We start from the raw sequence: 26,338 nt of genomic DNA on the forward strand, positions 1-26,338 counted from the left end.
AATACCATCGTTATGGGAATTATCAGGTGAAGTTCGTAAAGTATCTTTTCATCATTGCAATCTGTTGCTTTTTTTTGGGAATTGGCGCGATTTTTGGCCTCTATAAATACCTTGAGCCGGAGCTGCCGGACGTCTCAACGTTGAAAGAGGTTCGCCTGCAAACGCCAATGCAGGTGTTTAGCGCAGACGGAGATTTGATTGCTCAATTCGGTGAAAAACGCCGTATTCCATTAACGCTTAAGCAGATGCCGCCACAGCTTCTTCATGCGTTTATCGCAACGGAAGACAGCCGCTTCTATGAGCACCACGGGCTGGATCCCATCGGCATCGCCCGTGCGGTGGTGGTGGCTCTCGGCGCGGGTTCCGCTCAGCAGGGCGCCAGCACCATTACCCAACAGCTGGCGAGAAACTTCTTCTTAAGCCCGGAAAAGACCGTGATTCGCAAGGCGAAAGAGGCGTTTTTGGCCATTCGCATCGAGCGTTCGCTGTCAAAGGATGAAATTCTTGAGCTGTACCTGAACAAAATTTATCTGGGGTCGCGCGCCTACGGCGTTGGCGCGGCGGCTCAGGTCTACTTCGGTAAAGACGTTAACCAGCTCACGCTAAGCGAAATGGCGATGCTGGCCGGTCTGCCGAAGGCGCCTTCCAGCTATAATCCGATAAATAACCCAGAAAAAGCCCTGATGCGTCGCAACACGGTGCTGTATCGGATGCTGGAAGAAAAATACATCACCCAGCAGGAATACAGCGACGCGAAAAGCGCGCCGCTGGTGGCCAACTATCACGAACCTGAAATTGCCTTCTCCGCGCCCTATCTGGCGGAGATGGTGCGTCAGGAAATGTTCGATAAGTACGGTGAAAACGCCTATACCGACGGCTACAAGGTTTACACCACGGTAACGAAAACCCTGCAAACCACCGCCACCGACGCCGTACGCAATAACATCATTCAGTACGATATGCGCCACGGCTACCGCGGCCCCGCCGAAGTGCTTTGGAAAGCAAGCGATCCCGCGTGGGAGAAAGACCAAATCGTAGCGGCGCTGAAAAAGCTGCCTAACTACGGGCCTCTCATCCCTGCCGTCGTCACTCAAACCGAAGCGCAGCAGGCTATCGTTATGCTGGCCAACGGTGAAACTCAAGCACTGCCCTTCTCCGGCATGCGCTGGGCGCGCCCTTTTATTAACGATCGCGCGATGGGTGCCAGCCCGCGTAAAGTGACCGACGCCGTCGCGGTCGGTCAGCAAATCTGGATACGTAAGGGTAAAGACAGCTGGCTGCTGGCGCAGGTACCGAGCGTGAACTCTGCGCTGGTATCGTTAGATCCCAACACTGGCGCGGTGAAAGCGGTCGTGGGCGGCTTTGACTTTAACCAAAGCAAATTCAACCGCGTCACCCAGTCCGTACGTCAGGTCGGCTCTAACATTAAGCCGTTTGTTTACGCTGCAGCGCTGGACCGCGGAATGACGCTGTCTACGATTTTGACCGACCTGCCTATCAGCATGCCGGTCGGCGGCGGTAAGATTTGGTCGCCGAAGAACTCGCCGCCGCGTTACGACGGTCCGCTTCGCCTGCGCGTAGGCCTTGGCCTGTCGAAAAACGTCATGATCGTCCGCGTGATGCGCGCTATCGGCGTCGACTATGCGGCTGACTATCTGCAGCGCTTCGGCTTCCCGGCACAGAACATCTCCCGTACGGAATCTCTGGCGCTGGGCGCGGCGTCCTTTACCCCGCTACAGCTGGCGCGTGGCTATGCCGTTTTCGCTAACGGCGGCTACCTGATCGACCCTTACTTTATCGCCAAGATTGAATCAGACGACGGGAAAGTCATCTTTGAAGCCAAGCCTAAGGTCGCCTGCGGATTCGACTGCGATATTCCGGTCATTTACGGCACAACGGAAAAATCTCAGGCGCTGGTCAGCAACACCATCGATCTGAGCAAGCAAAAAGAAGAAATGGCAGCGGCAGAAGCGGCCAACGCGAACACGCCTAACGCCAACGGTGAAGAAGAGAACGATGAGGAAGTCGACCAGGTGACGGAAAGCGCCGTCAACGACATTTCTCCGGTCACTGACCTGAAGGCGACGTCTTCGAATCAACCGCAGGCCACCGAGGCCGATCCCTATGCGCCGCACGTTATCAGCTCAGATCTTGCCTTCCTGATGCAGGATGCGCTTAAGAGCAATATCGCCGGTGAGCCGGGCGGCGGCTGGAACGGCACGGGCTGGAGAGCGGCAAGAGATCTGAAGCGTTCGGACATCGGCGGCAAAACCGGCACCACCAACGGCTCGAAGGACGCCTGGTTCTCCGGCTTCGGGCCTTCGACCGTCACTTCCGTATGGATCGGCTTTGACGATCACCGCCGCAGCCTCGGCCGCGGCGAAGCGGGGGCGCAAAGCGCCCAGCCGGCCTGGATTGACTTTATGAAGGCCGCGCTTGAAGGGTTGCCGATCAAGAAAACCACGCCGCCCAAGGGCATTGTCAGCGTGACGATTGATATGTCTACAGGCCAGCTGCCTAGCAGCGGAAAAACGCGCTCCGAGTTCTTTATGAAGGGCACGGAGCCTACGTCGCGCGCCTACTCTGAAGTCGGCACCACCGTAACCGACAGCGGCGGCAACTCGCACGAACTGTTCTGATATTTGGTAGAATATCCGATGAAAAGGGCCGCTTCATTGCTGAAGCGGCCCTTTCTTATTTCAATGTAGATATGGCTATAGCTGCCCGTCGCGCTGCTGAAGGAATTCTCTGGCAAGAAACAGCGCCGCTACGTTGCGCGATTCATTAAAGTCTTTCATTTGCAGCAGCGACATCATGTTCGCCTTCGGCCAGGGAACCAGCGTCAGGGGTTCCGGCTCGTCCCCTTCAAGCTTCTGGCTGTACAGATCTTCTGCCAGAACGATGCACATCGTGCTGGCGAAATAGGTCGGCGCCATCGTAAGCTCGGTCAGCATCGTGAGCTTTTTAGCGCCAAAGCCTATCTCTTCCATAAGCTCCCGGTTGGCAGCGGCGAGAATATCCTCCTGCGGCTCGACCAGCCCTTTAGGGAATCCGAGCTCATAGTCTTCAATCGCTACCGCGTACTCGCGGATAAGCAGGATGTCATTACCGCTGACGGGAACAATCATCACCGCCTTACTTCCTTTGGGCAAAAGGCGTTCGTAAATCCTGTTTTCACCATTGCTGAACGCCAGCTCAACGGACTGAACGTGAAACAACCTCGAACGGGCAACGGTTTCAACGTTCAGAATTTTAGGCTTTTGCTGAGCTTTGTTCATCTTGTCGGCCTCAAAACCGCATATCCGTGTAATAAATATGTTGCTATTTTATGTCATTTCTAACGAATAATCTTCATCCATTATTTCGCCGAACTGACAAAACCCATCACAGAAAACTTTACTGCCTTTGTATTCTGAACTATAGCGATTTACTATATGCGAATTATTTTCGCCTGAACGAGAATGTCATTGTTCCTTTATACGCACTTTATCGCAAAAGACGCCCTGACGATCGCCGACCGTTGGGTTAGGCTAAAAGGGTATTCAACACAGAGCGATATAGCGTACTGTCGAAATCATAAGATGACGAATGAGAATTTTTCATGTTGAACGATAGCGATATCAGCATATTAACGTTATTGCTGCTTGTCGTATTCATTATCATAATCATCGTAGTCCTTTATCAATGGGCTATGCGTCAACGCGTGGCTCGTCATCGCCCGTCAGACAATACCCTGCCGTTTGTTCATAACAGCACGCGTAAGCTTTCCGCAGAAGAAATCGCCACAATCAGTGAATATCTGGAGCATCTGGAAAACAAAACGCAGGACGGCGCCCTTCGGGACGTCATTAAAACGGCGCTGACGCCCTACAGCGACAACGTGTACGAGTTCGAATCCCCCGTGACGTCGCTGCCCGATCAAGAGCTTCCGGACGGCTATCGGCACTACGTTCATGGAATAGAGGTCTATCTTGAGCCGGAGTGGAGCGCATATATCAAAAGCGTCAACCGGCTCGAGCTGATAAAAACGCAGACAACGCCGCTTATCTTATCGCTCAACGGCCTTACGCTAGCCGACTTTATTCAGTCGAAACGCGCCTCTGACGCAGAGAGGGATCGTTATCCAAACCACGCGTTACACAAAAAGAGCGACGGCAGTGAAAACGTTGAGCTTATCCGGCTGAGAAAAGAAACCGAAGCCGAATCGGCGCTTAAACCAAAACAGAAGCTGTTCGCCTCGCTGGTCATCGCCGCTTCCTATGGGATATTTTTCTGTAGTTTGGTAAGCCCGATTGAGCTATTGCCGTGGTTGGTTATTATCGCCGTATTAACGCTTTGTGCCGGCCTGTGGCACATGTTTCGCCGCTCGCCGAAGGCGCCTCAGTACAATATCCACTGCCTGCGGGGCGTTCCAAAACGCTGGGGGCTTTTTGGCGAATCGGACAACGGGCAGTTAACGAATATCTCCGTCGGCACTATCGACCTGGTTTATCCGCCGCACTGGCAGCCCTACGTTGGCTACGACCTCGATCGTAAAACCAACATCGATATTTACCTTAACCGGTACGTCGTCAGGCAGGGGAAGTTTCTTTCGCTGCATAATGAATCTATCAACTTTCCACTCCACCACTGGGGAAAAAATCTGGCATTGGCCGCCGCCTCCCTGATGGTTATCCTGCTGCTGCTTTCAGCCATCCCGCTTAAGCTGCCTTTAGAGTTGACCAAAGCCTGGTTTAAACATCCCACGAACGTAAGCGTCAGTTCGCCGGAAGAACTCAAGGCCGCCAATATAAAGATTGGCGATCACTTAACGATTAAAGGCAACGGGATGTGCAGCCTCCCTACGGTCTATCAAAGCGACGTCGCCTATCCATTTATGCCGTTTGACTGCACTCAAATGTACTGGGGCGCTAGCAACCTGCCCGAGCTGCCGTCCTCAAACGTGATAGACCGTGCAATAGAGCTGCTGTATACCATTGACTATCAGCTTAATCCGTTAAACGATCGGGCGATTAAAAACAATCCGGACCTGGCAAGAAACGCTGAACGAGCGGGCATGACGCTGGTGCCCAACTTTCCTGACATCGTGTTGAAAACGGACAGGCTGTGTAAAGATCCGGGCGACTGCCAGCGGTTTAAAAAGTCTCTGCTCTCCCTCGCTCACGAAAAAGAATGGGAAGAGCTGGTAAAAAAATCGCAGCAGAATCCGGAACAGGAGCAGGATCTCTTCGTCAGGCCCGTAGTGGCAGACTCTCTGCGTTCTCAGGTCAACACGCTGGTTTCGACCTTCTTTTATAGCCAAACGCACCAAGCGGCCCAGTCGCTTTACAACAAGCCCTCCGGCGGTTTTTACCTGCTTAACGACAGCGGCAAAGAGCAGATGCTCGACAAGGACGAAATCGCCAGCTTGATGAATCCTGACATTCCGCTCGATACGCTTTATAACAATACGGCAATCAAGCAGTGGTTCGAGCTTAAACGCCTTTCCAGCCGGTTGATGCACGTTCCCTTTAACGCTAACGGTATTGTTATCGGCATTAGTAAGATAGAAAACCAAACGACGCAAATCACGTTACACAGCGAATCCAGCCTGATCTCATTCTGGCGCTATTTGGGAGCCAGCCTGCTATTTATCATCATGGGTATCAGCCTGCTGTATAACGCCGCGCTGTTGTTCATCCGGCTGCGTAAAAACGCACAACGCATCCCGCAAATCCAAAGCTACTATGACCGCTGCTTCGCAAAAAGCTTCAGGCAGAAAGTGCAGCATAGTTAAACCGCTTCCGCTCCCGATGGCGCGCGGCTTGAATTTCCGTCCACGGCCCATATATTAGGCCTATATTCATAATCCCCATCGATGACGACATCGGTGAGGCCTTCAGCGGGAGACCCTGTATGGCGGTTCAATCAGAAGAAGATCGCGGGATCCGACTCGATAAATGGCTGTGGGCGGCGCGTTTTTATAAAACCCGCGCGGCGGCAAGAGACATGATTGACGGCGGCAAGGTTCACTACAACGGGCAGAGAACCAAGCCGAGCAAGCTGGTCGAAGTCGGCGCCGAAGTTCGTCTACGCCAGGGCAACGACGAAAGAACCGTTATCGTTAACGCCCTCAGCGCCCAGCGCCGGGGCGCTAACGAGGCCCAGACGCTTTATCAGGAAACGGCTGAAAGCATCACCAAGCGCGAGGTCATATCTCAGGCGCGTAAGCTTAATGCCCTGACGATGCCCCATCCGGACCGCCGTCCCGATAAAAAGGAGCGGCGTACGCTGATAAAATTTAAGTACGGCGAAGAAGAGCAGTAAGCGCGACGCCGCAGGGCGTTTAAAAAGCAAATATTGCAGGGACAAAGGGGCTACACGGCCGCCGTATAATTGATAAATGAAGACGAGAGTCAAGAGAGAAACCATGCCGAACGCAGATTTACTACACCGCTATTTGTTCGAAAAGCACGACGTTAGGGGCGAGCTCGTCACGCTAAGCGACACCTACTGCCATATTCTTGAAAACCACGACTATCCGGTCGCGGTGCAGCGCCTGCTGGGCGAATTGCTGGTCGCCACCAGCCTGCTGACGGCCATTTTGAAATTTGACGGCGACATTACCGTTCAGCTTCAGGGCGATGGCCCGCTGAAGCTGGCCGTCATTAACGGCAATAATCTACAGCAAATGCGCGGCGTAGCGCGCCTTCAGGGCGATATCGACGATAAGGCCACGCTCAGAGAAATGCTGGGCAACGGCTATCTGGTCATCACTATCATGCCGAAAGAGGGCGAACGCTATCAGGGCGTGGTCGGCCTTGAAGGAGAAACCGTTTCCAGCTGCCTGGAGGCCTATTTCCGCCAGTCCGAACAGCTGCCTACTCGACTGTTTATCAAAACCGGCGCTCATCAGGAGCGCCCTGCCGCCGCCGGCATGCTGCTTCAGGTTCTGCCTGCGCACAAGAGCAATGACGGAGAGTTCGACCATCTGGCGACGCTGACGGAAACCATCACTGCCGACGAGCTGTTCAGCCTGCCGATTGAAGATGTGCTGCACCGCCTGTATCACGAAGAAGAGGTGACGCTGTTTGAAGGCCAACCGGTTATCTTCCGCTGCACCTGCTCCAGAGAGCGCTGCGCTCAGGCGCTGATAACGCTGCCGGTAGAAGAAACCGACGCAATGCTGGAGGAGATGGGGCACATCGACATGCACTGCGACTACTGCGGCAAACACTATCTGTTTGAGAAAATGGATATCGACGCGCTGCGCCTGAACGGTGGTACGCTGGTGGAGAGCGAGAATCGCCACTAAGGGTAGAAAATAACCACCGTTATCTTTTTCCTTAATTCACAAGATAAAACGACTGATTAACCGCCGGGAGGAATATCCCGATTTCCCCGGCTTTTTAATCTTTATCGCTATTTGCTTCCCCGCCTTAATCGCTTCACGTCTCAGATCACAGCGACCTGGATCGCATCTTTTATCAAAATTTAGAACAATATGCCGATCCTTGATAGTTGTCTCAGTCAGCGTTAGGGAAGCCTTTACAATAATTAGCAGTATTTATCTTTATAAGGAATAATTATGAGCACAAACCGTATCACACCGGAAGATCTGACTGCCTACGGGATCCAGAACGTCACTGAGATTGTGTACAACCCGAGCTATGATTATCTGTATCAGGAAGAAACCCGCTCGGACCTGCAAGGGTACGAAAAAGGTACCGTCACGACGCTTGGCGCTGTCGCCGTCGACACCGGTATCTTTACCGGTCGTTCACCCAAAGATAAATATATCGTCCGCGACGACACGACCCGCAACACCGTGTGGTGGGCCGATCAGGGCAAAGGTAAAAACGACAACAAGCCGATTTCACAAGAAGTCTGGGCCTCGCTGAAAAAACGCGTCGCCGACCAGCTTTCCGGCAAGCGTCTGTTTATCGTTGATGCCTTCTGCGGCGCCAACAGGGACTCCCGCCTGAGCGTTCGCTTTATTACCGAAGTGGCCTGGCAGGCTCACTTCGTCAAAAACATGTTCATCCGTCCAAGCGACGAAGAGCTCGCCGTCTTTAAGCCCGACTTTATCGTCATGAACGGTGCCAAGTGCACCAACCCGGATTGGAAAGCCCAGGGGCTGAACTCTGAAAACTTCGTGGCGTTTAATCTGACCGAGGGCGTTCAGCTTATCGGCGGCACCTGGTACGGCGGCGAGATGAAAAAAGGCATGTTCTCGATGATGAACTACCTGCTGCCGCTCAAGGGCATCGCCTCCATGCACTGCTCCGCCAACGTGGGCGACAAGGGCGACGTGGCGATTTTCTTCGGCCTGTCCGGCACCGGCAAAACTACGCTGTCAACCGATCCGAAGCGCCAGCTTATCGGCGATGACGAGCACGGCTGGGACGATGACGGCGTATTCAACTTCGAAGGCGGCTGCTACGCAAAGACCATCAAGCTCTCCCAAGAGGCCGAGCCGGATATTTATAACGCCATCAAACGCGACGCTCTGCTTGAAAACGTCACCGTACGCGCCGACGGCAGCGTCGACTTTGACGATGCGTCAAAAACCGAGAACACCCGCGTCTCCTACCCGATTTACCATATCCACAACATCGTGAAGCCGGTGTCCAAAGCGGGCCACGCCAAGAAGGTGATCTTCCTGACCGCTGACGCCTTCGGCGTACTGCCTCCGGTATCCAAGCTGACGCCGGACCAAACCCAGTATCACTTCCTGTCCGGCTTTACCGCCAAGCTGGCGGGTACCGAGCGCGGCATCACCGAACCGACGCCGACCTTCTCCGCCTGCTTCGGCGCAGCGTTCCTTTCTCTGCACCCGACCCAATACGCGGAAGTGCTGGTGAAAAGAATGCAGGCCAGCGGCGCCACCGCCTACCTGGTCAACACCGGCTGGAACGGCACCGGCAAGCGCATCTCCATCAAGGATACGCGCGGCATCATCGACGCCATTCTGAGCGGTGAAATCGAGAACGCCGAAACCATCACCCTGCCGATCTTCGATCTGGCGGTGCCCACGGCGCTTGCGGGCGTCAACCCGGCTATCCTCGACCCGCGCGCTACCTACCCTTCCGAGCAGCAGTGGCGAGAAAAGGCCGAGAAGCTAGCGGGCCTGTTTATCGAGAACTTCGATAAATATACCGATACCCCGGCTGGCGCTGCGCTGGTCGCGGCGGGGCCGAAGTTGAAGAAATAGCCCGGCAATCAAACCAAGCAAAAGGCGCCCAATTGGGCGCCTTCCTTGTATTTATGAGAGAGATAACTCCAAAGAGGGCTACTCTTCCTTCTCTTTCCACTCATACAGGAACACCTTCACGCTCAGCCCGCCCCGCCTGCTGGTTCCCATCACGATCTCACCGTCATGGCTGTCGATGATCCGTTTCAAAATAGAAAGCCCAAGCCCGGTTCCGCTGATGCTGCGGGCGCGATCGCCGCGCACGAAGGGGCGAAACAGCATCTCCAGCTGATCTGCCGGGATCCCCGGGCCATCGTCCTCAACGCGAAACCAGACGCGGCCAGACGCCCGCCCGCTGCTGAGCTTAATCCAACCGTTACCGTAGCGAGAGGCGTTGACTATCAGGTTTACTACCGCACGCTTGATTGAAAGCGGGTGGACGTCGGCAATCAGTTCGCCGCTAAACAGTTCGGTCTCCACCGGCTGCTCCATGCCGCTGGCCGATACGACTTCCGCGAGAATGGTGTTGATGTCGCAAGGCTCGGTCTGCTGCTCCTGCCCGGTGCGCAGATAGTCGATAAACTGTTCGATAATAGCGTTGCATTCTTCGATATCTTTACTTATCGATTCCGCCAGATAGCTCTCTTTTTCATCCATCATTTCCGCCGCCAGGCGGATGCGAGTTAACGGCGTACGCAGGTCGTGGCTTACGCCGGCCATCAGCAGCGCGCGGTCTTTATCCAACTGCTCAACGCCCGAGGTCATACGGTTAAAGGCGCGCGTCACCGAACGGACCTCCGACGCGCCGTACTCCCGCAGCGGAGGTGGAATAACGCCGGTCCCTACCTGCTGGGCCGCGTGTTCAAGGTCCGCCAGCGGCCGGTTTTGAATGCGAATAAACAGCCATGCGCCGCCTATCACCATCAGGATGATAGCCAGCGTATAGCGGAAAAGCGGGGCGAACTCCCCCTGACGAATTTCGGTCAACGGCACCCTCACCCAAACCTCGGGCGAGAGATCGGTTTTTAGCCACACCACCGGCGAATGGTTGCCCAGCTGGATGCGCACTTCCGTCGGGCTACCGAGCTGCTGTTCCATTTGACGACTAAGAAACTCATAGCGCTGCGCCCAACGCAGGCCGCTTTCTTCTGCAGATTCATCGGTATGCAGCGAGATGCCCAGCTCGCGGTACATTTCCTTCTGAAACTGAGGAGGGACCTCCAAATACGATCCGTCCTCCAGCCTCAGGCGGTCCGTCATCAGCATACGGACCTCATAGGCGAGCACTTTATTAAACTGCTGAATGCTCGGCAAAATGGCGAAATTCAGCACCACGAAGTACGTCGTCACCAGGCTGATAAACAGCAGAGTGATGATTAAAAGCAGCGTCCGTGCGACTGCACTTCGGGGTGGGAACCGCCAAAACTTCATGCAGCGCTACCGTCCGGCACGAAGACGTAGCCTAACCCCCATACGGTTTGAATATAGCGCGGATGTGCGGCGTCTTCTTCCACCATGCGGCGCAGGCGGGAGATCTGTACGTCGATGGAGCGCTCCATTGCACTGTATTCGCGTCCGCGAGCCAGGTTCATCAGCTTATCGCGAGACAGCGGCTCACGGGGATGGCTCACCAGCGCCTTAAGCACGGCAAACTCTCCGCTAGTCAACGGCATCGGCTCGTCGTCTTTAAACATTTCCCGCGTTCCCAGGTTCAGCTTGAACTTGCCGAACACGATCACCGCTTCTTCCTGAGAGGGTGCGCCGGGCAGCTCGTTGGCCTGGCGGCGGAGCACCGCACGGATGCGCGCCAGCAGTTCGCGTGGATTGAACGGCTTGGGAATATAGTCGTCGGCGCCGATTTCCAAACCGACGATGCGATCGACCTCTTCGCCTTTGGCCGTCACCATAATGATGGGGATCGGATTGCTTTGGCTACGCAGGCGGCGGCAGATTGAAAGCCCGTCCTCTCCCGGCAGCATCAGGTCAAGGACCATTAGGTGGAATGACTCACGGGTCAACAGGCGATCCATTTGCTCAGCGTTGGCCACACCGCGCACCTGAAAGCCCTGCTCGGTAAGATAACGTTCCAATAAACCGCGTAAACGCATGTCGTCATCAACGACCAGAATCTTATGATTCTCTTGCATGATTTCACTCCAATAGTTTTTTGCTTAACAGCTAAACGTAATTAATACGTTAGCTGAGACATCTCAATCTACATAACGCACACTTGAAAAATGTTACAAATAATAATAATCGTCAATTACTGTCAGGCACTACGCCTCTTCGCTTTCATCAAACGGGCGATAGCGAATGTCCAAAATCCAGTAAGTCGCCCAGCCGTTGGGCGTTTGTACGCTGACTTCATCATCAATCCGCTTTCCAAGCAGCGCCCTGGCTACGGGCGAATCAATCGAGATCCATTTTTTAAACGGTTCAAACTCGTCGGGCCCGACCAGGCGATAAACGTTAACCTCTCCGTCTTCGTTTTCGACCTTAACCCACGCGCCGAAAAACACCCGACCTTCCTGCTGCGGGCTGGGGTCGACTATCTTCAACACCTCAAGGCGCTTGGTGAGAAAACGTACCCGGCGGTCGATTTCCCGCAGCCGCTTTTTACCGTAAATATATTCCGCATTTTCAGAACGATCGCCGAGAGCCGCGGCTTCAGATACCGCCTGCGTCACTCTGGGACGTTCCTCACGCCATAAATACTTAAGCTCGCTGTCAAGCGCCATCCAGCCCTGACGCGTAATGTAATTACTTTTTGCCATCAGATTCCCTACGCTACAATTGCTCTCAAATTGTAGCGTAACTCTTGGAAGTTAACCTGACGTCTCGCTGAGTCAGGCATAAAATTCTGTCTATCTTATCGCTATTTAGGCTGATTTCATCCGGTTTATACTCTAAATAATTCAAGTTTCAGGAAGGCGGCAAGCGAGGGAATCCCTAGGAGCGTACGTAAGTACGTGACTAGGGTGAGCGACAAATCTGTCTGGAACAGATTTGAACGTCGCTTGCGGCGGCCCGTAAGGGCGAGGCCCATGGAGGGGCCGAGTATTTGCAGCCAACGCACCTGAAACTTGAAGTATGACGAGTATATCTGGAATTTTTATTCAGGAATCCGTATAACGGACTCATTTTTCACACAACAGCGTACAAGCTTTATGAATAATCGATTAAGTCACACGATTGCCGCTGAGCTTCAGGTCAGGCCCGAACAGGTTTTATCCACCGTTAATCTTTTGGACGAAGGCAACACCGTTCCCTTTATCGCCCGCTATCGTAAAGAGGTCACCGGGGGGCTGGACGACACCCAGCTTCGCCAGTTGGAAACCCGGCTTACCTATCTGCGCGAACTTGAGGCCCGCCGCCAAACGATACTTAATTCTATTGAAGAACAGGGTAAGCTAACGCCGGAACTGAGCAAAGCGATTAACGAGACGCTCAATAAAACCGAGCTGGAAGACCTCTACCTGCCCTACAAGCCCAAGCGGAGAACCCGTGGGCAAATCGCCATCGAAGCAGGCCTTGAGCCGCTGGCCAACGGCCTGTGGCAAGACCCGCAGCAGGATCCGGAACAGGCCGCCGCTGCTTACGTTAGTGAAGAAAAAGGCGTGGCCGACACCAAAGCGGCGCTCGACGGCGCGCGCTATATCCTGATGGAACGGTTTTCGGAAGACGCCGCTCTGCTGGCGAAAGTGCGCGACTACCTGTCGCGAAACGCCTACCTGACTTCCCGCGTAATTGAGGGAAAAGAGGAAGAAGGCGCCAAGTTCCGCGACTACTTCGCCCATCAGGAACCCATCTCCACGACGCCGTCCCACCGCGCATTGGCCATGTTCCGCGGCCGCAATGAGGGCATCCTGAACCTGACGCTCAACGCCGACCCGCATCACGACGAGCCGCCGCGTGAAAGCCACTGTGAGCAAATTATTGCCGATCACCTGAACCTTCGCCTTAACGGCGCGCCGGCCGATGGCTGGCGCAAGGCGGTCGTCAACTGGACGTGGCGCATAAAAGTGCTGATGCACATGGAAACCGAGCTGATGGGCGCCCTGCGCGAAAAGGCAGAGGAAGAGGCGATTAACGTTTTTGCCCGCAACGTCCACGATCTGCTGATGGCGGCGCCCGCAGGGCTTCGCGCCACCATGGGGTTGGATCCGGGCCTTCGCACCGGCGTTAAGGTCGCCGTCGTCGACGCGACCGGCAAGCTGGTCGCCACCGACACCATCTACCCCCACACCGGGCAGGCAGCCAAAGCCGCCGCCGTAGTGGCCGCGCTTTGCATTAAGCACGGCGTTGAGCTGGTCGCTATCGGCAACGGCACCGCCTCCAGAGAAACCGAACGCTTCTATCTGGACGTACAGCGCCAATTCCCCGACGTCAAAGGGCAAAAGGTGATCGTCAGCGAAGCGGGCGCGTCGGTGTATTCCGCCTCTGAGCTGGCCGCCGCCGAATTCCCGAATCTGGACGTATCCCTGCGCGGCGCGGTGTCTATCGCTCGTCGCCTGCAGGATCCGCTGGCGGAACTGGTGAAGATCGACCCCAAATCAATCGGCGTAGGCCAATACCAGCACGACGTAAGCCAAACGCTGCTGGCGCGCAGGCTGGATGCGGTCGTCGAGGACTGCGTTAACGCCGTCGGCGTCGACCTCAACACCGCCTCGGTGCCGCTCTTGACCCGCGTGGCGGGCTTAAGCCGCGCCATTGCGCAGAACATCGTCGACTGGCGAGACGCCAACGGCAAGTTCAGCAATCGCGAACAGTTGCTGAAGGTCAGCCGCCTGGGACCGAAGGCCTTCGAACAGTGCGCCGGCTTTTTGCGCATCAACCACGGCGACAACCCGCTGGACGCCTCTACCGTTCACCCGGAAAGCTACCCGGTCGTCGAGCGAATTCTGGCCGCTACCCGTAAAACGCTGCACGACCTGATGGGCAACCCAGAGTCGCTGCGCGGCATCAACGCCCGCGACTTTATCGACGAGCGCGTCGGTCTGCCGACCGTTAACGACATCCTCAAAGAGCTGGAAAAGCCGGGCCGCGATCCGCGCCCTGAATTTAAAACCGCCAGCTTCGCCGACGGCGTAGAGACGCTGGACGACCTGAAGATCGGCATGATTCTGGAAGGCACCGTCACCAACGTCACCAACTTTGGCGCGTTTGTCGACATCGGCGTCCATCAGGACGGCTTGGTTCACATCTCGTCTCTGGCGGACAAGTTTGTTGAAGATCCGCACAAGGTGGTGAAAACCGGCGATATCGTTAAGGTCAAAGTGATGGAGGTCGATCTGGCCCGCAAGCGCATCGCACTGTCGATGCGACTGGACGAACAGCCGGGGGAAGGCAATAGCCGCCGGTCGTCCTCGCCGGAGAGAGAAAAATCACAGCGTCCGTCTTCAGGCCAACGCGGCAAGCCTGCGCCCGGCGCCAACAACAGCGCTATGGGCGACGCGCTCGCCGCGGCGTTTGGCAAAATGAAGCGTTAGCTTTTTAAGTTCGACGCCCTTGCCCGCTATGCATAGCGGGCAAGGGAGCGACATTAAAATTGTTTGATGACGGTTACATTTTCCTTTTAATCACCGGCCGAATAACAACACATTTTATTTAACATTCTGCCTTCGCCGCTTTTTATAAAAACGAATAGTAAAGGACGATAAATATTCTTTTTATTGTTTTCTCTTTTTCGCCGGCTCACATTGCCAAAAATAAAACGCCGTTATTTCGTCGAGTTACGAAAGACTCACTTTACGGCGGCACCGACGCCCCTCACCCAGCGTTAATCAACCGTCAGAGCCTGGCCGCAGTGTGAGTTACTCGTAATTTTCACATAAAAATAACAATTTAATTTACTTCCGTGACGGCGATAGACAAACGGCGTAATAATTATTTACGCTTAGCGGCCAGTGTGGCATTGTGTACGATAATCATTATTACTAACATTAACGCGGTGAGTACAAACCGCGTATAAATTGCCCGTTGACTAATAAAAGCGGCGGGAAATTACCGCTTATTGCCACACTTTATTCTGTGAAGTCGAGTATTGTCGTCAATCGTGAGTTTAGGTTAAAAATACGCTATGACACCGCTACAGCCTCAGCACTCCTACAAAATCGTTGGCTTTACGCCGAGCATCAATCCTGCGTATCGCCAAAAGCTGCTCTCTCTGGGCATGCTCCCCGGCTCCGTGTTTAAAGTGATCCGAATTGCTCCGCTGGGCGACCCCATTCAAATAGAAACGCCGCGCGTTTGCCTAATGCTTCGCAGAAAGGATTTGGATTTAATCAGGCTCAGCCCGGCCGACTGAAGCGCTGACGCTCCCGCCCGCAGCTTCGCTAATTCATTGACTTTTCGCCGTTGGTTAACACATGAAACAACTTACTATCGGGTTAATCGGTAACCCAAACTCAGGTAAAACCACGCTGTTCAATCAGCTGACCGGCTCGCGCCAGCGCGTAGGAAACTGGGCCGGGGTCACCGTTGAGCGTAAGGAAGGCCATTTCAAAACCGAAGCGCATCAGGCCACGCTGGTCGATCTGCCCGGTACCTATTCATTGACGACGATTTCCGCTCAGGCTTCTCTCGATGAGCAAATCGCCTGCCACTATATTTTAAGCGGCGAAGCGGACCTGATCCTGAACGTGGTCGACGCATCCAATCTGGAACGCAGCCTCTATTTAACGCTGCAGATTCTGGAGCTGGGCATTCCCTGCATCGTCGCGCTGAACATGCTCGACATTGCCCGCCACCAGCGCATCGACATCGATATCGATGCGCTGTCCAATAAGCTCGGATGCCCGGTTATCCCGCTGGTTTCCACCCGCGGACGCGGCTTAAAAGAGCTGAAGGCGGCGATTGATAACCGCAGGCCTAACCTTCACGCATCGCTGACAACCTACCCGGAAGAGATCGAAGCCCAAGCGGTACGCCTGGCGGAAAAAATGCCGGAAACGCTTTCCGCACAGGAAAGACGCTGGCTGGCGCTACAGATGCTTGAAGGCGATATTTATAGCCGCACGCTGGCAGGGCAGGCCGAATCCTTACTGCCGGAAGCGCGAGAAATTCTACAGCGCCACTATCAGGAAGACCCCGGGCTCATCATTGCCGATACGCGCTATCAGGTCATCGCTTCCGTTTGCCACGACGTCCACAACCTCAGCCAGGCCACGCCGAGCAGGCTGACGCAGCAGTTGGATAAAATCGTCATCAACCGCTGGCTGGGGCTGCCCATCTTTCTGTTTGTGATGTACCTGATGTTCGTGCTGGCGATTAACATCGGCGGCGCGCTGCAGCCGCTGTTCGACGTCGGCTCTTCGGCCATCTTTATTTCCGGCATTCAGTGGGTCGGCCATACGCTAAGCTTCCCCGATTGGCTGACGATATTTCTCGCTCAGGGCATCGGCGGCGGCATCAACACCGTGCTGCCGCTGGTTCCTCAGATTGGCCTGATGTACCTGTTCCTGGCCTTTCTGGAGGACTCCGGCTACATGGCCCGTGCGGCGTTCGTCATGGACAAGCTGATGTACGCGCTGGGGCTGCCCGGCAAGTCGTTCGTTCCGCTTATCGTCGGCTTCGGCTGCAACGTGCCTTCGGTAATGGGCACCCGCACGCTGGACGCGCCGCGCGAGCGGATCATGACCATCCTGATGGCGCCGTTTATGTCCTGCGGCGCGCGGCTGGCCATCTTCGCCGTTTTCTCCGCCGCGTTCTTTGGTAAAGACGGCGCGCTGGTAGTGTTCTCGCTCTATATTCTGGGCATCGTGGTCGCCATCCTGACCGGGCTGATGCTCAAGTACACCATCATGCGCGGCGAAGCGACGCCGTTCATTATGGAGCTGCCGGTCTATCACGTTCCCCACGTCAAAAGCCTGCTGCTGCAAACCTGGCAGCGCCTGAAAGGATTCGTGCTGCGCGCAGGGACGGTGATCGTCATCGCCAGCGTGCTGATAGGCGGCCTCAACAGCTTCTCCTTCTCCGGCAAGCCGGTAAATAACATTAACGATTCGGCCCTGGCCGCCACCAGCCGCGTAATAACGCCGCTGCTTAAGCCGATGGGCGTCACCGAAGACAACTGGCAGGCGACGGTCGGTCTGATTACCGGCGCGATGGCCAAAGAGGTGGTAGTCGGCACGCTCAACACGCTGTATACCGCCGAGCAAATCACCAGCGAGCCGTTTGACTATGAAAACTTCAACCTGCTCACCGAGCTGGAAGGCGCCGTCACCGAAACCTGGGACAGCCTGAAAGACACCTTCTCCCTGAGCGCGCTGAGCAACCCCATCGAGGCCAGCAAGGGCGACGGTGAAATGGCCGGCACGTCAATGGGCGTGATGAGCAGCAAATTCGGCAGCGTTTCCGCCGCCTACAGCTACCTGATTTTTGTTCTGCTCTATATTCCCTGCGTCTCCGTGATGGGTGCTATCGCGAGGGAAAGCAGCAAAAGCTGGATGCTGTTCTCCATCCTCTGGGGTCTGGACGTCGCCTACAGCTTGGCGACCGGCTTCTACCAGTTGGCCAACTTCAGCGCGCACCCTACTCAGAGTACGGTCGCCATTGCGCTTATCGTCGCGTTTAACGCCCTGGTGATATACGCGCTCTACCGCATGCGGGATCGGGCGATGATGCGCGTTCCGACCAAAACGCCTCAGTCCTGCTGCGACAACAAAACGGGGCACTGCCACTAATGGCAAGCCTTATCGCCATTCGGGATGCCGTCGCCCTGCTCGGCATCGCCGAACTCAACCAGCTCAGCCGGCAGTTTAACCAACCGCCGGCTCTGATGCAGGCGATGCTAAAGCAGCTCGAAAGCATGGGGCAAATTGAACGCGTTGAAGTGGACGAGCACTGCGCCATCGGCGCCTGTAAGAACTGCCCGGAGGGGAAGGCTTGCGTGACCGAGGCTTACAGAATCAAGAAGCACATCTCTGCCTAACCTGCCGCACCTTCAACAAACTCCCTGACTTCGCGACAAAACGCCTCCGGATGCGACATAAACGGCGCATGGGCGGCGTGGGCTATCGTCCGCGACGCGGAACCGGGCCAGAGCGCGTCAACCAGAGGGATGACGCGCCTTGGCACCAGGCCGTCCTGAGAGCCGTAGATCCGCAAGCCCGGCATCGGCAGCGTTTTGAGGGCCGCGCGCAGATCGTTTTCAGCCAGCAGGGTCAAACCGCCGTTCAGCACTGCGACGTCCGGCATCGGGCTGCCGGAAACGGCCTGCTTCAGAAGGCGCACGTCGGCCTGGGCGTCGGGTGCGCCGAGCGCCTGAAGTTCTAAAAAGCGGTGGACGGTAAGCTCGAAGTCCGCGCTGAGCTGGCGTTCAAACCCGCGTAAAACCGCGTTTCTAATACCGGGCCAGCCTTCCTGCGGCTTTTCAACAAAGCAGGGGGAGGACGCAACCGTAATCAATGCCTCTATCCTCTCCGGGTAATCCAGCGCCGCTTGGCTCGCCACCAGCCCGCCCATCGACCAGCCTAACCATACGGCGCCGGAAGGAACGTTGTCCGTAACGACTTTCGCCATCTCCCCAAGCGTTAAAACGCCAAACTCCCGGCTGCGGCCGTAGCCGGGCAAGTCGATAAGGTGTAAGCGAAAATGCGGCGCAAGCCGCCCCGTAATGCAATGCCAAACCTCGGCATTCAGCCCCCATCCGTGCAGCAGCACAAGATCGCACCGCCCTTCTCCGATCGTCCGCTTAAACAGCGTTGCCATAAGTTAATATCCTGACCGTCGTTCGCCCCTTTGGGCCAAGGAGAAATAATGCTGACTATTGATAGCCTGTGTTGGCTTTGCCTGCAACCGTTACGCATCGCCCGACACGGCGTTTGTTCCGTTTGCCTGACGTTGATACCCAAGCTTCCATCCTGCTGCCCGCGCTGCGGGCTACCGGCGCGCAGTGAAAAGGTGCCCTGCCCGGAATGTCGGGCGCGTCCTCCCGCCTGGTCGCAGCTGATTGCCGTCAGCGACTACGTTTACCCGCTAAAGTGGCTAATCGCCCGCCTCAAGTTTCAGCGCGAAGACAAATATGCGCCAACGCTCGCCCGTCTGATGCTGTTAGCCTGGCTGGAAGCCCGCAGGCGGCGTGGGCTAATGCGCCCCGACCTGCTGCTTCCCGTACCTCTACATCGGATGCGCCACTGGCGGCGGGGCTTTAACCAGTCGGAGCGCGTCGTCCGCCTGCTCTCAAAGTGGGCGGGATGCCGAACGCACGCCTCGGCGCTGGTTCGGATCAGGGCCACCCAGCCCCAGCAGTCGCTGGAAGCTCAGCGGCGAAAAGATAACCTGCTCGGCGCATTTGCCTGCCGGGCCGACGTCAGGGGGCTTCACGTCGCCATCTTTGACGACGTCGTCACGACGGGCAGCACGGTCGAAGAAATTGGACAGCTTTTGTTACACCATGGGGCAGCGTCGGTGCAGGTTTGGTGTTTGTGCCGCACCTTGAAGAGTGAAAGCAAATAGGCGTATTATATCCGACAAGAAAGGTCAACTACTGAGCATGTCATGATTACTATTACCGAATCCGCCCAATCGCATTTCCAAAAGCTGCTTTCCAGCCAGGAAGAAGGCACGCAGATCCGCGTGTTTGTAATTAATCCCGGTACGCCAACCGCCGAGTGCGGCGTTTCCTACTGCCCGCCGGACGCCGTAGAGGCGAACGACACCGAGCTTAAGTTTAGCGGCTTCTCTGCTTACGTAGACGAAATCAGCGCACCGTTCCTGGAAGACGCGCTGATCGACTTCGTGACCGACCAGCTGGGCTCCCAGCTCACGCTGAAAGCGCCTAACGCTAAAATGCGTAAAGTAGACGACGACGCGCCGCTGATTGAGCGCGTAGAGTACATTCTACAGTCTCAAATCAACCCTCAGCTGGCGGGCCACGGCGGTCGCGTGTCGCTGATGGAAATCACCGACGACGGCTACGCCATTCTGCAGTTCGGCGGCGGCTGTAACGGTTGTTCCATGGTTGATTACACCCTGAAAGAAGGCATCGAGAAAGAGCTGCTCACGCGCTTCCCCGAGCTTAAGGGCGTGAAGGACCTGACTGAACACCAAAGCGGCGAGCACTCCTATTACCGCTAACACGATCAGTGTGAAATGAACAAAGGGAGCCTTGGCTCCCTTTTTCAGCCTGTTGGCAAACTATCCTAATTAGCTTCAGAGGATATTCCGGCCGAAAATGCAATCTACCTATATAACCATCGTGTTCGGCCGGAAAGACGCTTGTATTAGCTTTGGGAGTGCGGCGGGCCTAGGCTGCCTACGGGCCGTTATGAAGCCCTTCGGGCTTCACCCTTTCAGGGCCAGCGCAAGCGCTGTTCAAATCAGCTTACACTGATTTGTCGTTGGCTTACGCCAAGTCGACCCCCACGGCACCCTCTCCCGCCGTTTGACCCCGTTGGTTTGATTCAAGACCTTTGTCATCAATCTCAAAGGGAGCCTAGGCTCCCTTTATTATTTATTCATTCCCAATCAGCGCTGACTATCAAAATATCCCGCAATCTGCTTCAAATCCGCGCCGCTCGCCAGCGCAAGCTGGAGTAAAATGCGCGATTTTTGCGGATTGAGGAAGCCTGAACCGATAGCGAACGACTTTGAGCTTACGTAGCCCGCTCCGGCTCTCGTCGCCATCACGACGGGAATGCCTTTTTCGCTCAGCTGTTTAATCGCCTCCTCCATTTTGCTGGAAACGTTGCCGTTGCCGCTGCCCGCAACGACAATGCCCTTAGCGCCGTTCTTTAAGGCGGCGTCAAGCATGGCCGGCAGCTGATCCTGATAGGAGTATAGGATCTCAACGGCAGGCAGGCTGTCGAGCTTGCTGACGTCAAAGAAGGCGCTGTCGACGGGTTTTGCCGGGGTGTAATAGAACTTCGGCTTGCCGCTGACAAAGACGCCCAGATAGCCCGGCTCATAGGCCTTAAAGGTATCTATCGTGGTTGAGTTCGTCTTGGTGGTATAAAACGCCGAGCCTATGCGATCGTTAAGCACCACCATCACGCCGCGCTTCTGCGCCTTTTTATCCGCGGCTAACGTCACGGCCTCCAGCAGGTTCATCGGGCCGTCGGCGCTGATGGCCGTGGCAGGGCGCATGGCGCCGACCAGCACTACCGGCTTATCGCTTTTTACCGTTAAATCAAGGAAAAAGGCCGTTTCCTCAAGGGTATCCGTACCGTGAGTAACCACCACGCCCTGCTGCCCTTCGCTACCGAGGAGCCCGTTTATCCGCTTGCTTAGCGTTAACAATATTTCGCTGCTGATATTTCCGCTGATGGTGTTGGAAATCTGTTCGCCTTTCACCGTTGCGACGTCGCTCATTTCCGGCACCGCTTTTATCAATACGTCAATGCCCAGCGACCCCGCCTTGTAGTCGGTGGTATCGGTGTTAGATGCAGAGCTTCCGGCAATCGTGCCGCCGGTGGCTAAAATGGTAACGTTCGGCTTGGCCACATCGGCCGCCGCCAGCGCGGGCGCAGCGGCACAAACCAGCGCGCCGGACAGCAGCGCGCTCAATAGCGCTTTTTTCATAATCACACCCCTCGTAATAGGTTAGAAAAACCATTTTCTATGCGGCCAGCGCAGGCGCTTTGCCGCGACTATTGCCATTTCTCACGCTGACAGGCGTTTAAGCAGGCCGGTAAAAATGGAGAATCCGGTAAACAGCTGTTTTTCATCAATATCAAACTCGGCCTGATGGTGCCCGGCTGGAATATCTGAACCGACGACAAAATAGGCCGCCTTGCCGCCGTGGGCCTGCACTCGCTTAATCAACAGCGTTGCGTCCTCGCTGCCGTTGAAGTTCATCGTGCGCTGGACTTCCTTCACGCCGGGAACGGTTTGCGCAATGTCGGTCACGTACGCGGTCATCTCGTCATCGGGGATGAAATCCACCGCTTCCCCCATAACTTCCGTTTCCAACTCGACGTCAAAGCTTTGTGCAACACCCTTTGCACGCCTTAGGGCCTCTTCGGTCATGTAGTTATTAATCTTTTCATTTTCTCCGCGCACTTCGACCTGCATTTCGGCAAACGACGGTATGACGTTGCGCCCTTCGCCTGCTTTCAGCACGCCGACGTTGACGCGGGTCATGCCTTCGCCGTGGGTCGGCAGGCTCATAATCTGCACCGTTGCGTTACAGGCCGCCAACAGCGCGTTTTTCCCCGCGTGCGGCTCCATGCCGGCGTGGGCGGCCTTGCCCTTAAAGCGCATATCCATCTTCAGCGTGGAGAGATAGCGCTCCGGCGCAGCGACAACCACGCCGCTGGGAATATCACAGCCGAGATGGCCGCAGGCAAAGTAGTCGACGTCGTCAAGAATACCGCTCTCGGCGATAGGCCTCGCGCCCCTGACGCCCTCCTCCGCCGGTTGAAAAATAAGTTTGATAACGCCCTTTAACGGCATGTCCCTGTTCTCAACAAGCCAGCGGGCTACGCCCAGCCCTATCGCCGTGTGGCCGTCATGGCCGCAGGCGTGCATATAGCCGGGGTTGGTTGAGCCAAAGCCCTCCCGATTCGGTGCGTGTTCGTTTCGATCGGTTTCCTGCACGTTAACGCAGTCAATATCAAAGCGAAACGCAACGGTCGGGCCAGGACGTCCGGTGTCAAACACCACGGCGCATCCGGTATAGTCGCCGATGCGCGCCAGCAGCGCATCATCGATCCCGCGCTCTTTTGCCGCCCGCTTCGCCTTTTCTACAATGGCCGGGCTACGCCCGCGAACGAAGGCGGGATTAATAATACTTTCACCGGTTAAAACGGTATGCCCCATAGCTTCAAGTTTTTCGATAAGCCTGGCGGTGGTGACAAATTCAGCCCAGCCCGTTTCAGGATAGCGATGAAACTCACGCCGCCATTTAACTAACGTATCGTTGTCTATCGTTGTCATCTTTACTTTCCTATTTTGCGTAATCCAACTAGAGCGCGTAGCGAATAAAAGCGGCGATTAACGTAGCTATCGTCCCTACGGCCAAAGGCACTGCGGTTCTTTTCACGACGTCGATAGGGCTTGCCTTAACGACCGAGGCAACGATGATAACGACGGCGGAAACCGGCGATATGGCGCGAACCAGGTTAGATGTGAATTGCATCGGCAGCGCAACCATTATCGGATCGACGTGGGCCTGATTAGCAATCGACGGAATGATTTCGATAAAGGAATAGAACACCGCGTTGCCGCTGCCGCTGATAAACGTAATCAGTGCAGTAAGGCCGGAGAATATAAACATCAGGCCAACGCCGGCGTTATCGACGTTTTTCACTACGCCGGAAATCATGTCGATAATGCCAATCGCATTCAGGCCGGCAACCAGCGTTCCGGCCGCAACGATAAGCACCACCACCTGTGAGAATCCTTCTCCCATGCCTTTGAAGAACAGGCCCGCCTGCGTCATCTGCTCTTTAACGTCGCGCTTGCGGATAAGCTCGGTCACGAACGCCAGCGCAAAGGAAAAGAGAGTTATCTCTACCAGGCCAACCTTAATCTGGCGGAAAAACAGCCCCAGCACGATGATAAGAATAAGGGGAACCAGCGGGAACAGTGCATAGTAAGCGGGTGGAAGCGCCTTCGCGCTTTCAAGCTTGCTCTCATCCACGTCGGTGAATGCCGCCTCGCCCTGGCGTTTGTCCATATATTTCTGCCAGAAATAGTGCGCAATTCCCATCAGGACCAAAACCGGCAGCGAAATAACCGCATGGTGCACAGTGACATAATCAACGACGTGCTCAAAGCCCAGCAGCCTTGCCGCCACCACGTTATCGCCGCCCAGCGGCGTCGGCATAATGGTCGCCGTCGTGGCGATGATTCCGGCGGCCGTCATTGACGACATCTTTGCCGCCCGCAGTATCGGATACAGCGTCGCCATTAAAATAACCGCCAGAGAAGACGCGCTCGGGATAACCAGAGACAGCAGGTTACCGAGCCAGAATACGATAGGCACCAGTATGTACGGCGATCGGATTTTCGAAATCGGTTTCGACACCAGGTGAACCGCCGCGTCGTTTGCGCCGATGCGCGACATATAGGAAGAGAAGCCGAAGAGAACCATGATGATGATGCCGGCTCCGCCAAACTGTTTAATAAACCCTAACTGAATCTGTTTTAACGGATCGAGCCAAACGTTTCCCGTACTTTGCTTCACGTCTAAAACGGGCATCCCCAGAGTCGCCGCACCGACCATCAGCGCGATACCGGCAACAAACAAGACAAGCTTCGCTTCGTAATTCTTCGCTATTGCATAGCCTGCTAATACAAGCACTATTACACTGATTATGATTACAGTCATAGCCGCCTCACGTTAACTCTTCTTATTAAATATCTTCAAATGAAGATAAATCGAAGTATCAGCAATCAGCGTTGCTCACGCAATAGACAAAGTTAAAAACCTTGACCTCAGTATCAGTTTTGGCTTGACATCTTCTTCAGATAAAAACCCGCCTTGAATCTTTATATGAAGTATCTTAGCATGAAGATACTTTCATTTTGATATAAACGACTAATTGAAAACCATTAATTATGAAAAAAATATCTATTATTGGTATCGCGTTGGCCCTGTCTGCGGCCTTCTTATGGGGAACGGCGGGGACGGCGCAAAGCTTCGTGCGTGGAGCGACCTCCCCCTACTGGATAGGGGCATTCAGGCTGATGGTAGCCTGTTTGTTCTTTCACCTGCTTTTTTTCTATCGTGCGTCCGTCGGCGGAAAAGCCCAAGACGGCCATGCCATTCATTTGCCCCATACGCTCGGTAGAAAAGAATACTGGCTGCTTATCGCTATTGCCGGGGTGTGTATGGGGCTTTATAACCTGGCGTTTTTTGCCGGCATAAAGGCAACGGGTATCGCCATAGGTACGGCGACCACCATCGGCAGCGCGCCGATTTGGGCCGGGCTCATGCAGGCCATCGGGATGAAAAAGCCCCTGCCTGGAATTTGGTGGCTCGGTACGCTTTGCGCCACGGCGGGCGGAACCTGGATGGTGATTTCACAAAGCGACTCCTGGCAGATAAACGCTACAGGGCTGCTTATTTGCCTAAGCGCCGGATTCTGTTACGCGCTTTATACGCTGGTCAGCAAAAGGCTGGTAAGCACTTCGTCACCGCTCACTATCACAAAGCATACGTTCACCACCGCCATTTTTATTGCAACGCCCATTGCCTGGGCGCTGGCGGGTACGCCGACGATAAGCCCGATGAGCGTAGCCGTTATACTCTATCTGGGGCTGTTGACCACGGGGGTTGCCTATCTGCTCTATACGCAGGCCTTAAGGCACATCAGCGCCCCAACCGGCGTCGCGCTGGGCCTTATTGAGCCTATCGTTGCGTTTATTCTGGCTATCGCCGTCGCGCACGAGGCGGTTAACCTGCTGGCGACGGTCGGGCTATGCCTAATACTGGTCGGGCTGTGGTTGGTATTACGCTCGGAAAGCCAGCAGAAGGCGTAGTGTAGGGGTTTAATAAAATAAAAGGCTCACGTTTGTGAGCCTTTTTCATGATGAGGGTGCGGAGCTATTCGCTCTTTTCGTTGAGTTCGCTTTTTTGCGACTTGATGAGCTTCTTTAACAGCTCGGCTAGCTGCTCTCTGTCTTCGACATCAAGCCCCTGAATCAGCGCCTTCTCGATAGCCACGTGGGTCACCACCGCCTCAAGGGTCAGCTTCCTGCCCTCGGGGGTGATCTTGACGATCACGCCTCGCCGGTCTGACGGATCGGGGATCCGGACGATGTATTTCTTTTCCTCAAGGCGATTGATGCGGTTAGACAGCCCGCCCGATGAAATAAGAATTTTCTTTTGCAGCTCTTTTGGCGACAGCTGGCGGTCGGGGTTTCGGGCCAGCGCGGCCAGCACTTCAAACTCACCGACGTTGAGGTTATAGCGCGCGAAGTTTGCGTCGACAAACTGAGAAATATAGTGGCTCATGCGCACAATCCGCGCAATCACGGGCAGGCCGCTTAAATCCAGCGAAGGAACGGCGTCCAGCCACTCCTGAATGAGCTTATCAACAAAGTCTTTATTTGAGTCTTGTTTTATTTCTGTCATCACCGCAAACCCGGCTTGTAAGCCTGTTTTTAAGTTAAAATTCGCCTAGCGCCTTAGGCTGCGCCCCAGTCTATCATGAACTGATTAACGATCCACGCTCTCTAGCCTCCGCGTTTTCGCTTATATTTCATCTCGTTTTACAA

The 26,338-nt window shown here is 55.2% G+C and carries 21 protein-coding genes; 12 read left to right on the plus strand and 9 right to left on the minus strand.

The genetic code is table 11. The annotated features are described in order from the left end of the window. Window positions 1–26 precede the first annotated feature (26 nt). Window positions 27–2,639, plus strand: a complete 2,613-nt coding sequence (locus G544_RS0104665; RefSeq protein ID WP_027273514.1) for a PBP1A family penicillin-binding protein — start codon at window positions 27–29, stop codon at window positions 2,637–2,639. A 75-nt stretch (window positions 2,640–2,714) separates the two neighbouring features. On the opposite strand, the gene nudE is transcribed toward G544_RS0104665, so the two are convergent. Next, complete coding sequence (gene nudE, locus G544_RS0104670) at window positions 2,715–3,278, minus strand: ADP compounds hydrolase NudE (RefSeq protein WP_027273515.1); 564 nt, start codon at window positions 3,276–3,278, stop codon at window positions 2,715–2,717. 323 nt (window positions 3,279–3,601) lie between these two features. On the opposite strand from nudE, the gene G544_RS19935 reads away from it, so the two are divergent. The 4 genes from G544_RS19935 to pckA all read left to right on the plus strand — a co-directional run bounded on the left by G544_RS19935 (window position 3,602) and on the right by pckA (window position 9,193). Further along, window positions 3,602–5,776 (plus strand): IgaA/UmoB family intracellular growth attenuator, encoded by a 2,175-nt coding sequence (locus G544_RS19935; protein WP_051155574.1) that lies wholly within the window; start codon window positions 3,602–3,604, stop codon window positions 5,774–5,776. 119 nt (window positions 5,777–5,895) lie between these two features. Beyond that, the gene (hslR, locus tag G544_RS0104680; RefSeq protein ID WP_027273516.1) at window positions 5,896–6,306 is read left to right on the plus strand and encodes a ribosome-associated heat shock protein Hsp15; all 411 of its coding nucleotides are present in this window, start codon (window positions 5,896–5,898) and stop codon (window positions 6,304–6,306) included. Window positions 6,307–6,409: 103 nt separating this feature from the next. After that, on the plus strand, window positions 6,410–7,294 hold the full coding sequence (gene hslO / locus G544_RS0104685; protein ID WP_027273517.1) for an Hsp33 family molecular chaperone HslO: 885 nt from the start codon (window positions 6,410–6,412) through the stop codon (window positions 7,292–7,294). Between the two features lie 273 nt (window positions 7,295–7,567). Beyond that, window positions 7,568–9,193: a phosphoenolpyruvate carboxykinase (ATP) gene (gene pckA, locus G544_RS0104690; protein WP_027273518.1), complete on the plus strand. Its 1,626-nt coding sequence runs from the start codon at window positions 7,568–7,570 to the stop codon at window positions 9,191–9,193. Window positions 9,194–9,271: 78 nt separating this feature from the next. Here pckA and envZ read toward each other — a convergent pair whose 3' ends face one another. The 3 genes from envZ to greB all read right to left on the minus strand — a co-directional run bounded on the left by envZ (window position 9,272) and on the right by greB (window position 11,946). Then, entirely contained in the window at window positions 9,272–10,603 is a 1,332-nt protein-coding gene (gene envZ, locus G544_RS0104695; RefSeq protein WP_027273519.1) for a two-component system sensor histidine kinase EnvZ, read from the minus strand. Beyond that, window positions 10,600–11,319 carry an osmolarity response regulator transcription factor OmpR gene (ompR, locus tag G544_RS0104700; RefSeq protein ID WP_027273520.1) on the minus strand — a complete coding sequence of 240 codons (720 nt, stop codon included), beginning with the start codon at window positions 11,317–11,319 and terminating at the stop codon, window positions 10,600–10,602. The genes envZ and ompR overlap by 4 nt, the downstream gene beginning before the upstream one ends. A 129-nt stretch (window positions 11,320–11,448) precedes the next feature. Continuing rightward, window positions 11,449–11,946 (minus strand): transcription elongation factor GreB, encoded by a 498-nt coding sequence (gene greB / locus G544_RS0104705; protein ID WP_027273521.1) that lies wholly within the window; start codon window positions 11,944–11,946, stop codon window positions 11,449–11,451. A gap of 393 nt (window positions 11,947–12,339) precedes the next feature. On the opposite strand from greB, the gene G544_RS0104710 reads away from it, so the two are divergent. The 4 genes from G544_RS0104710 (at window position 12,340) to G544_RS0104725 (ending at window position 18,104) form a co-directional block, all read left to right on the plus strand. Continuing rightward, entirely contained in the window at window positions 12,340–14,661 is a 2,322-nt protein-coding gene (locus tag G544_RS0104710) for a Tex family protein (protein WP_027273522.1), read from the plus strand. 590 nt (window positions 14,662–15,251) lie between these two features. Then, complete coding sequence (gene feoA / locus G544_RS0104715) at window positions 15,252–15,479, plus strand: ferrous iron transporter A (RefSeq protein ID WP_027273523.1); 228 nt, start codon at window positions 15,252–15,254, stop codon at window positions 15,477–15,479. Between the two features lie 61 nt (window positions 15,480–15,540). Then, entirely contained in the window at window positions 15,541–17,856 is a 2,316-nt protein-coding gene (gene feoB, locus G544_RS0104720) for a Fe(2+) transporter permease subunit FeoB (RefSeq protein ID WP_027273524.1), read from the plus strand. Further along, complete coding sequence (locus G544_RS0104725) at window positions 17,856–18,104, plus strand: FeoC-like transcriptional regulator (protein WP_027273525.1); 249 nt, start codon at window positions 17,856–17,858, stop codon at window positions 18,102–18,104. The genes feoB and G544_RS0104725 overlap by 1 nt, the downstream gene beginning before the upstream one ends. On the opposite strand, the gene bioH is transcribed toward G544_RS0104725, so the two are convergent. Continuing rightward, entirely contained in the window at window positions 18,101–18,883 is a 783-nt protein-coding gene (gene bioH / locus G544_RS0104730; RefSeq protein ID WP_027273526.1) for a pimeloyl-ACP methyl ester esterase BioH, read from the minus strand. The genes G544_RS0104725 and bioH overlap by 4 nt on opposite strands. A 48-nt stretch (window positions 18,884–18,931) precedes the next feature. Between bioH and gntX the strand changes: the two genes are divergently transcribed. Beyond that, complete coding sequence (gene gntX / locus G544_RS0104735) at window positions 18,932–19,630, plus strand: DNA utilization protein GntX (RefSeq protein WP_027273527.1); 699 nt, start codon at window positions 18,932–18,934, stop codon at window positions 19,628–19,630. A 42-nt stretch (window positions 19,631–19,672) separates the two neighbouring features. Then, window positions 19,673–20,251: a Fe-S biogenesis protein NfuA gene (gene nfuA, locus G544_RS0104740; protein WP_027273528.1), complete on the plus strand. Its 579-nt coding sequence runs from the start codon at window positions 19,673–19,675 to the stop codon at window positions 20,249–20,251. 390 nt (window positions 20,252–20,641) lie between these two features. Here nfuA and G544_RS0104745 read toward each other — a convergent pair whose 3' ends face one another. The 3 genes from G544_RS0104745 to dcuC form a co-directional block, all read right to left on the minus strand. Further along, window positions 20,642–21,694: an asparaginase gene (locus tag G544_RS0104745; RefSeq protein ID WP_027273529.1), complete on the minus strand. Its 1,053-nt coding sequence runs from the start codon at window positions 21,692–21,694 to the stop codon at window positions 20,642–20,644. A gap of 81 nt (window positions 21,695–21,775) precedes the next feature. Next, window positions 21,776–23,050, minus strand: a complete 1,275-nt coding sequence (locus G544_RS0104750; RefSeq protein ID WP_027273530.1) for an amidohydrolase — start codon at window positions 23,048–23,050, stop codon at window positions 21,776–21,778. Window positions 23,051–23,078: 28 nt separating this feature from the next. After that, window positions 23,079–24,446, minus strand: coding sequence for a C4-dicarboxylate transporter DcuC (gene dcuC / locus G544_RS0104755; protein WP_027273531.1), 1,368 nt, complete (start codon window positions 24,444–24,446; stop codon window positions 23,079–23,081). A gap of 230 nt (window positions 24,447–24,676) precedes the next feature. On the opposite strand from dcuC, the gene G544_RS0104760 reads away from it, so the two are divergent. Further along, a complete protein-coding gene (locus G544_RS0104760; protein WP_027273532.1) occupies window positions 24,677–25,600 on the plus strand; it encodes a DMT family transporter in 924 nt (307 codons plus the stop codon). A gap of 64 nt (window positions 25,601–25,664) precedes the next feature. Here G544_RS0104760 and G544_RS0104765 read toward each other — a convergent pair whose 3' ends face one another. Beyond that, the gene (locus G544_RS0104765; RefSeq protein WP_027273533.1) at window positions 25,665–26,195 is read right to left on the minus strand and encodes a MarR family winged helix-turn-helix transcriptional regulator; all 531 of its coding nucleotides are present in this window, start codon (window positions 26,193–26,195) and stop codon (window positions 25,665–25,667) included. Between the last annotated feature and the right edge of the window lie 143 nt (window positions 26,196–26,338).

Source organism: Leminorella grimontii ATCC 33999 = DSM 5078, assembly GCF_000439085.1.
GTDB classification, from domain to species: Bacteria; Pseudomonadota; Gammaproteobacteria; order Enterobacterales; family Enterobacteriaceae; genus Leminorella; species Leminorella grimontii.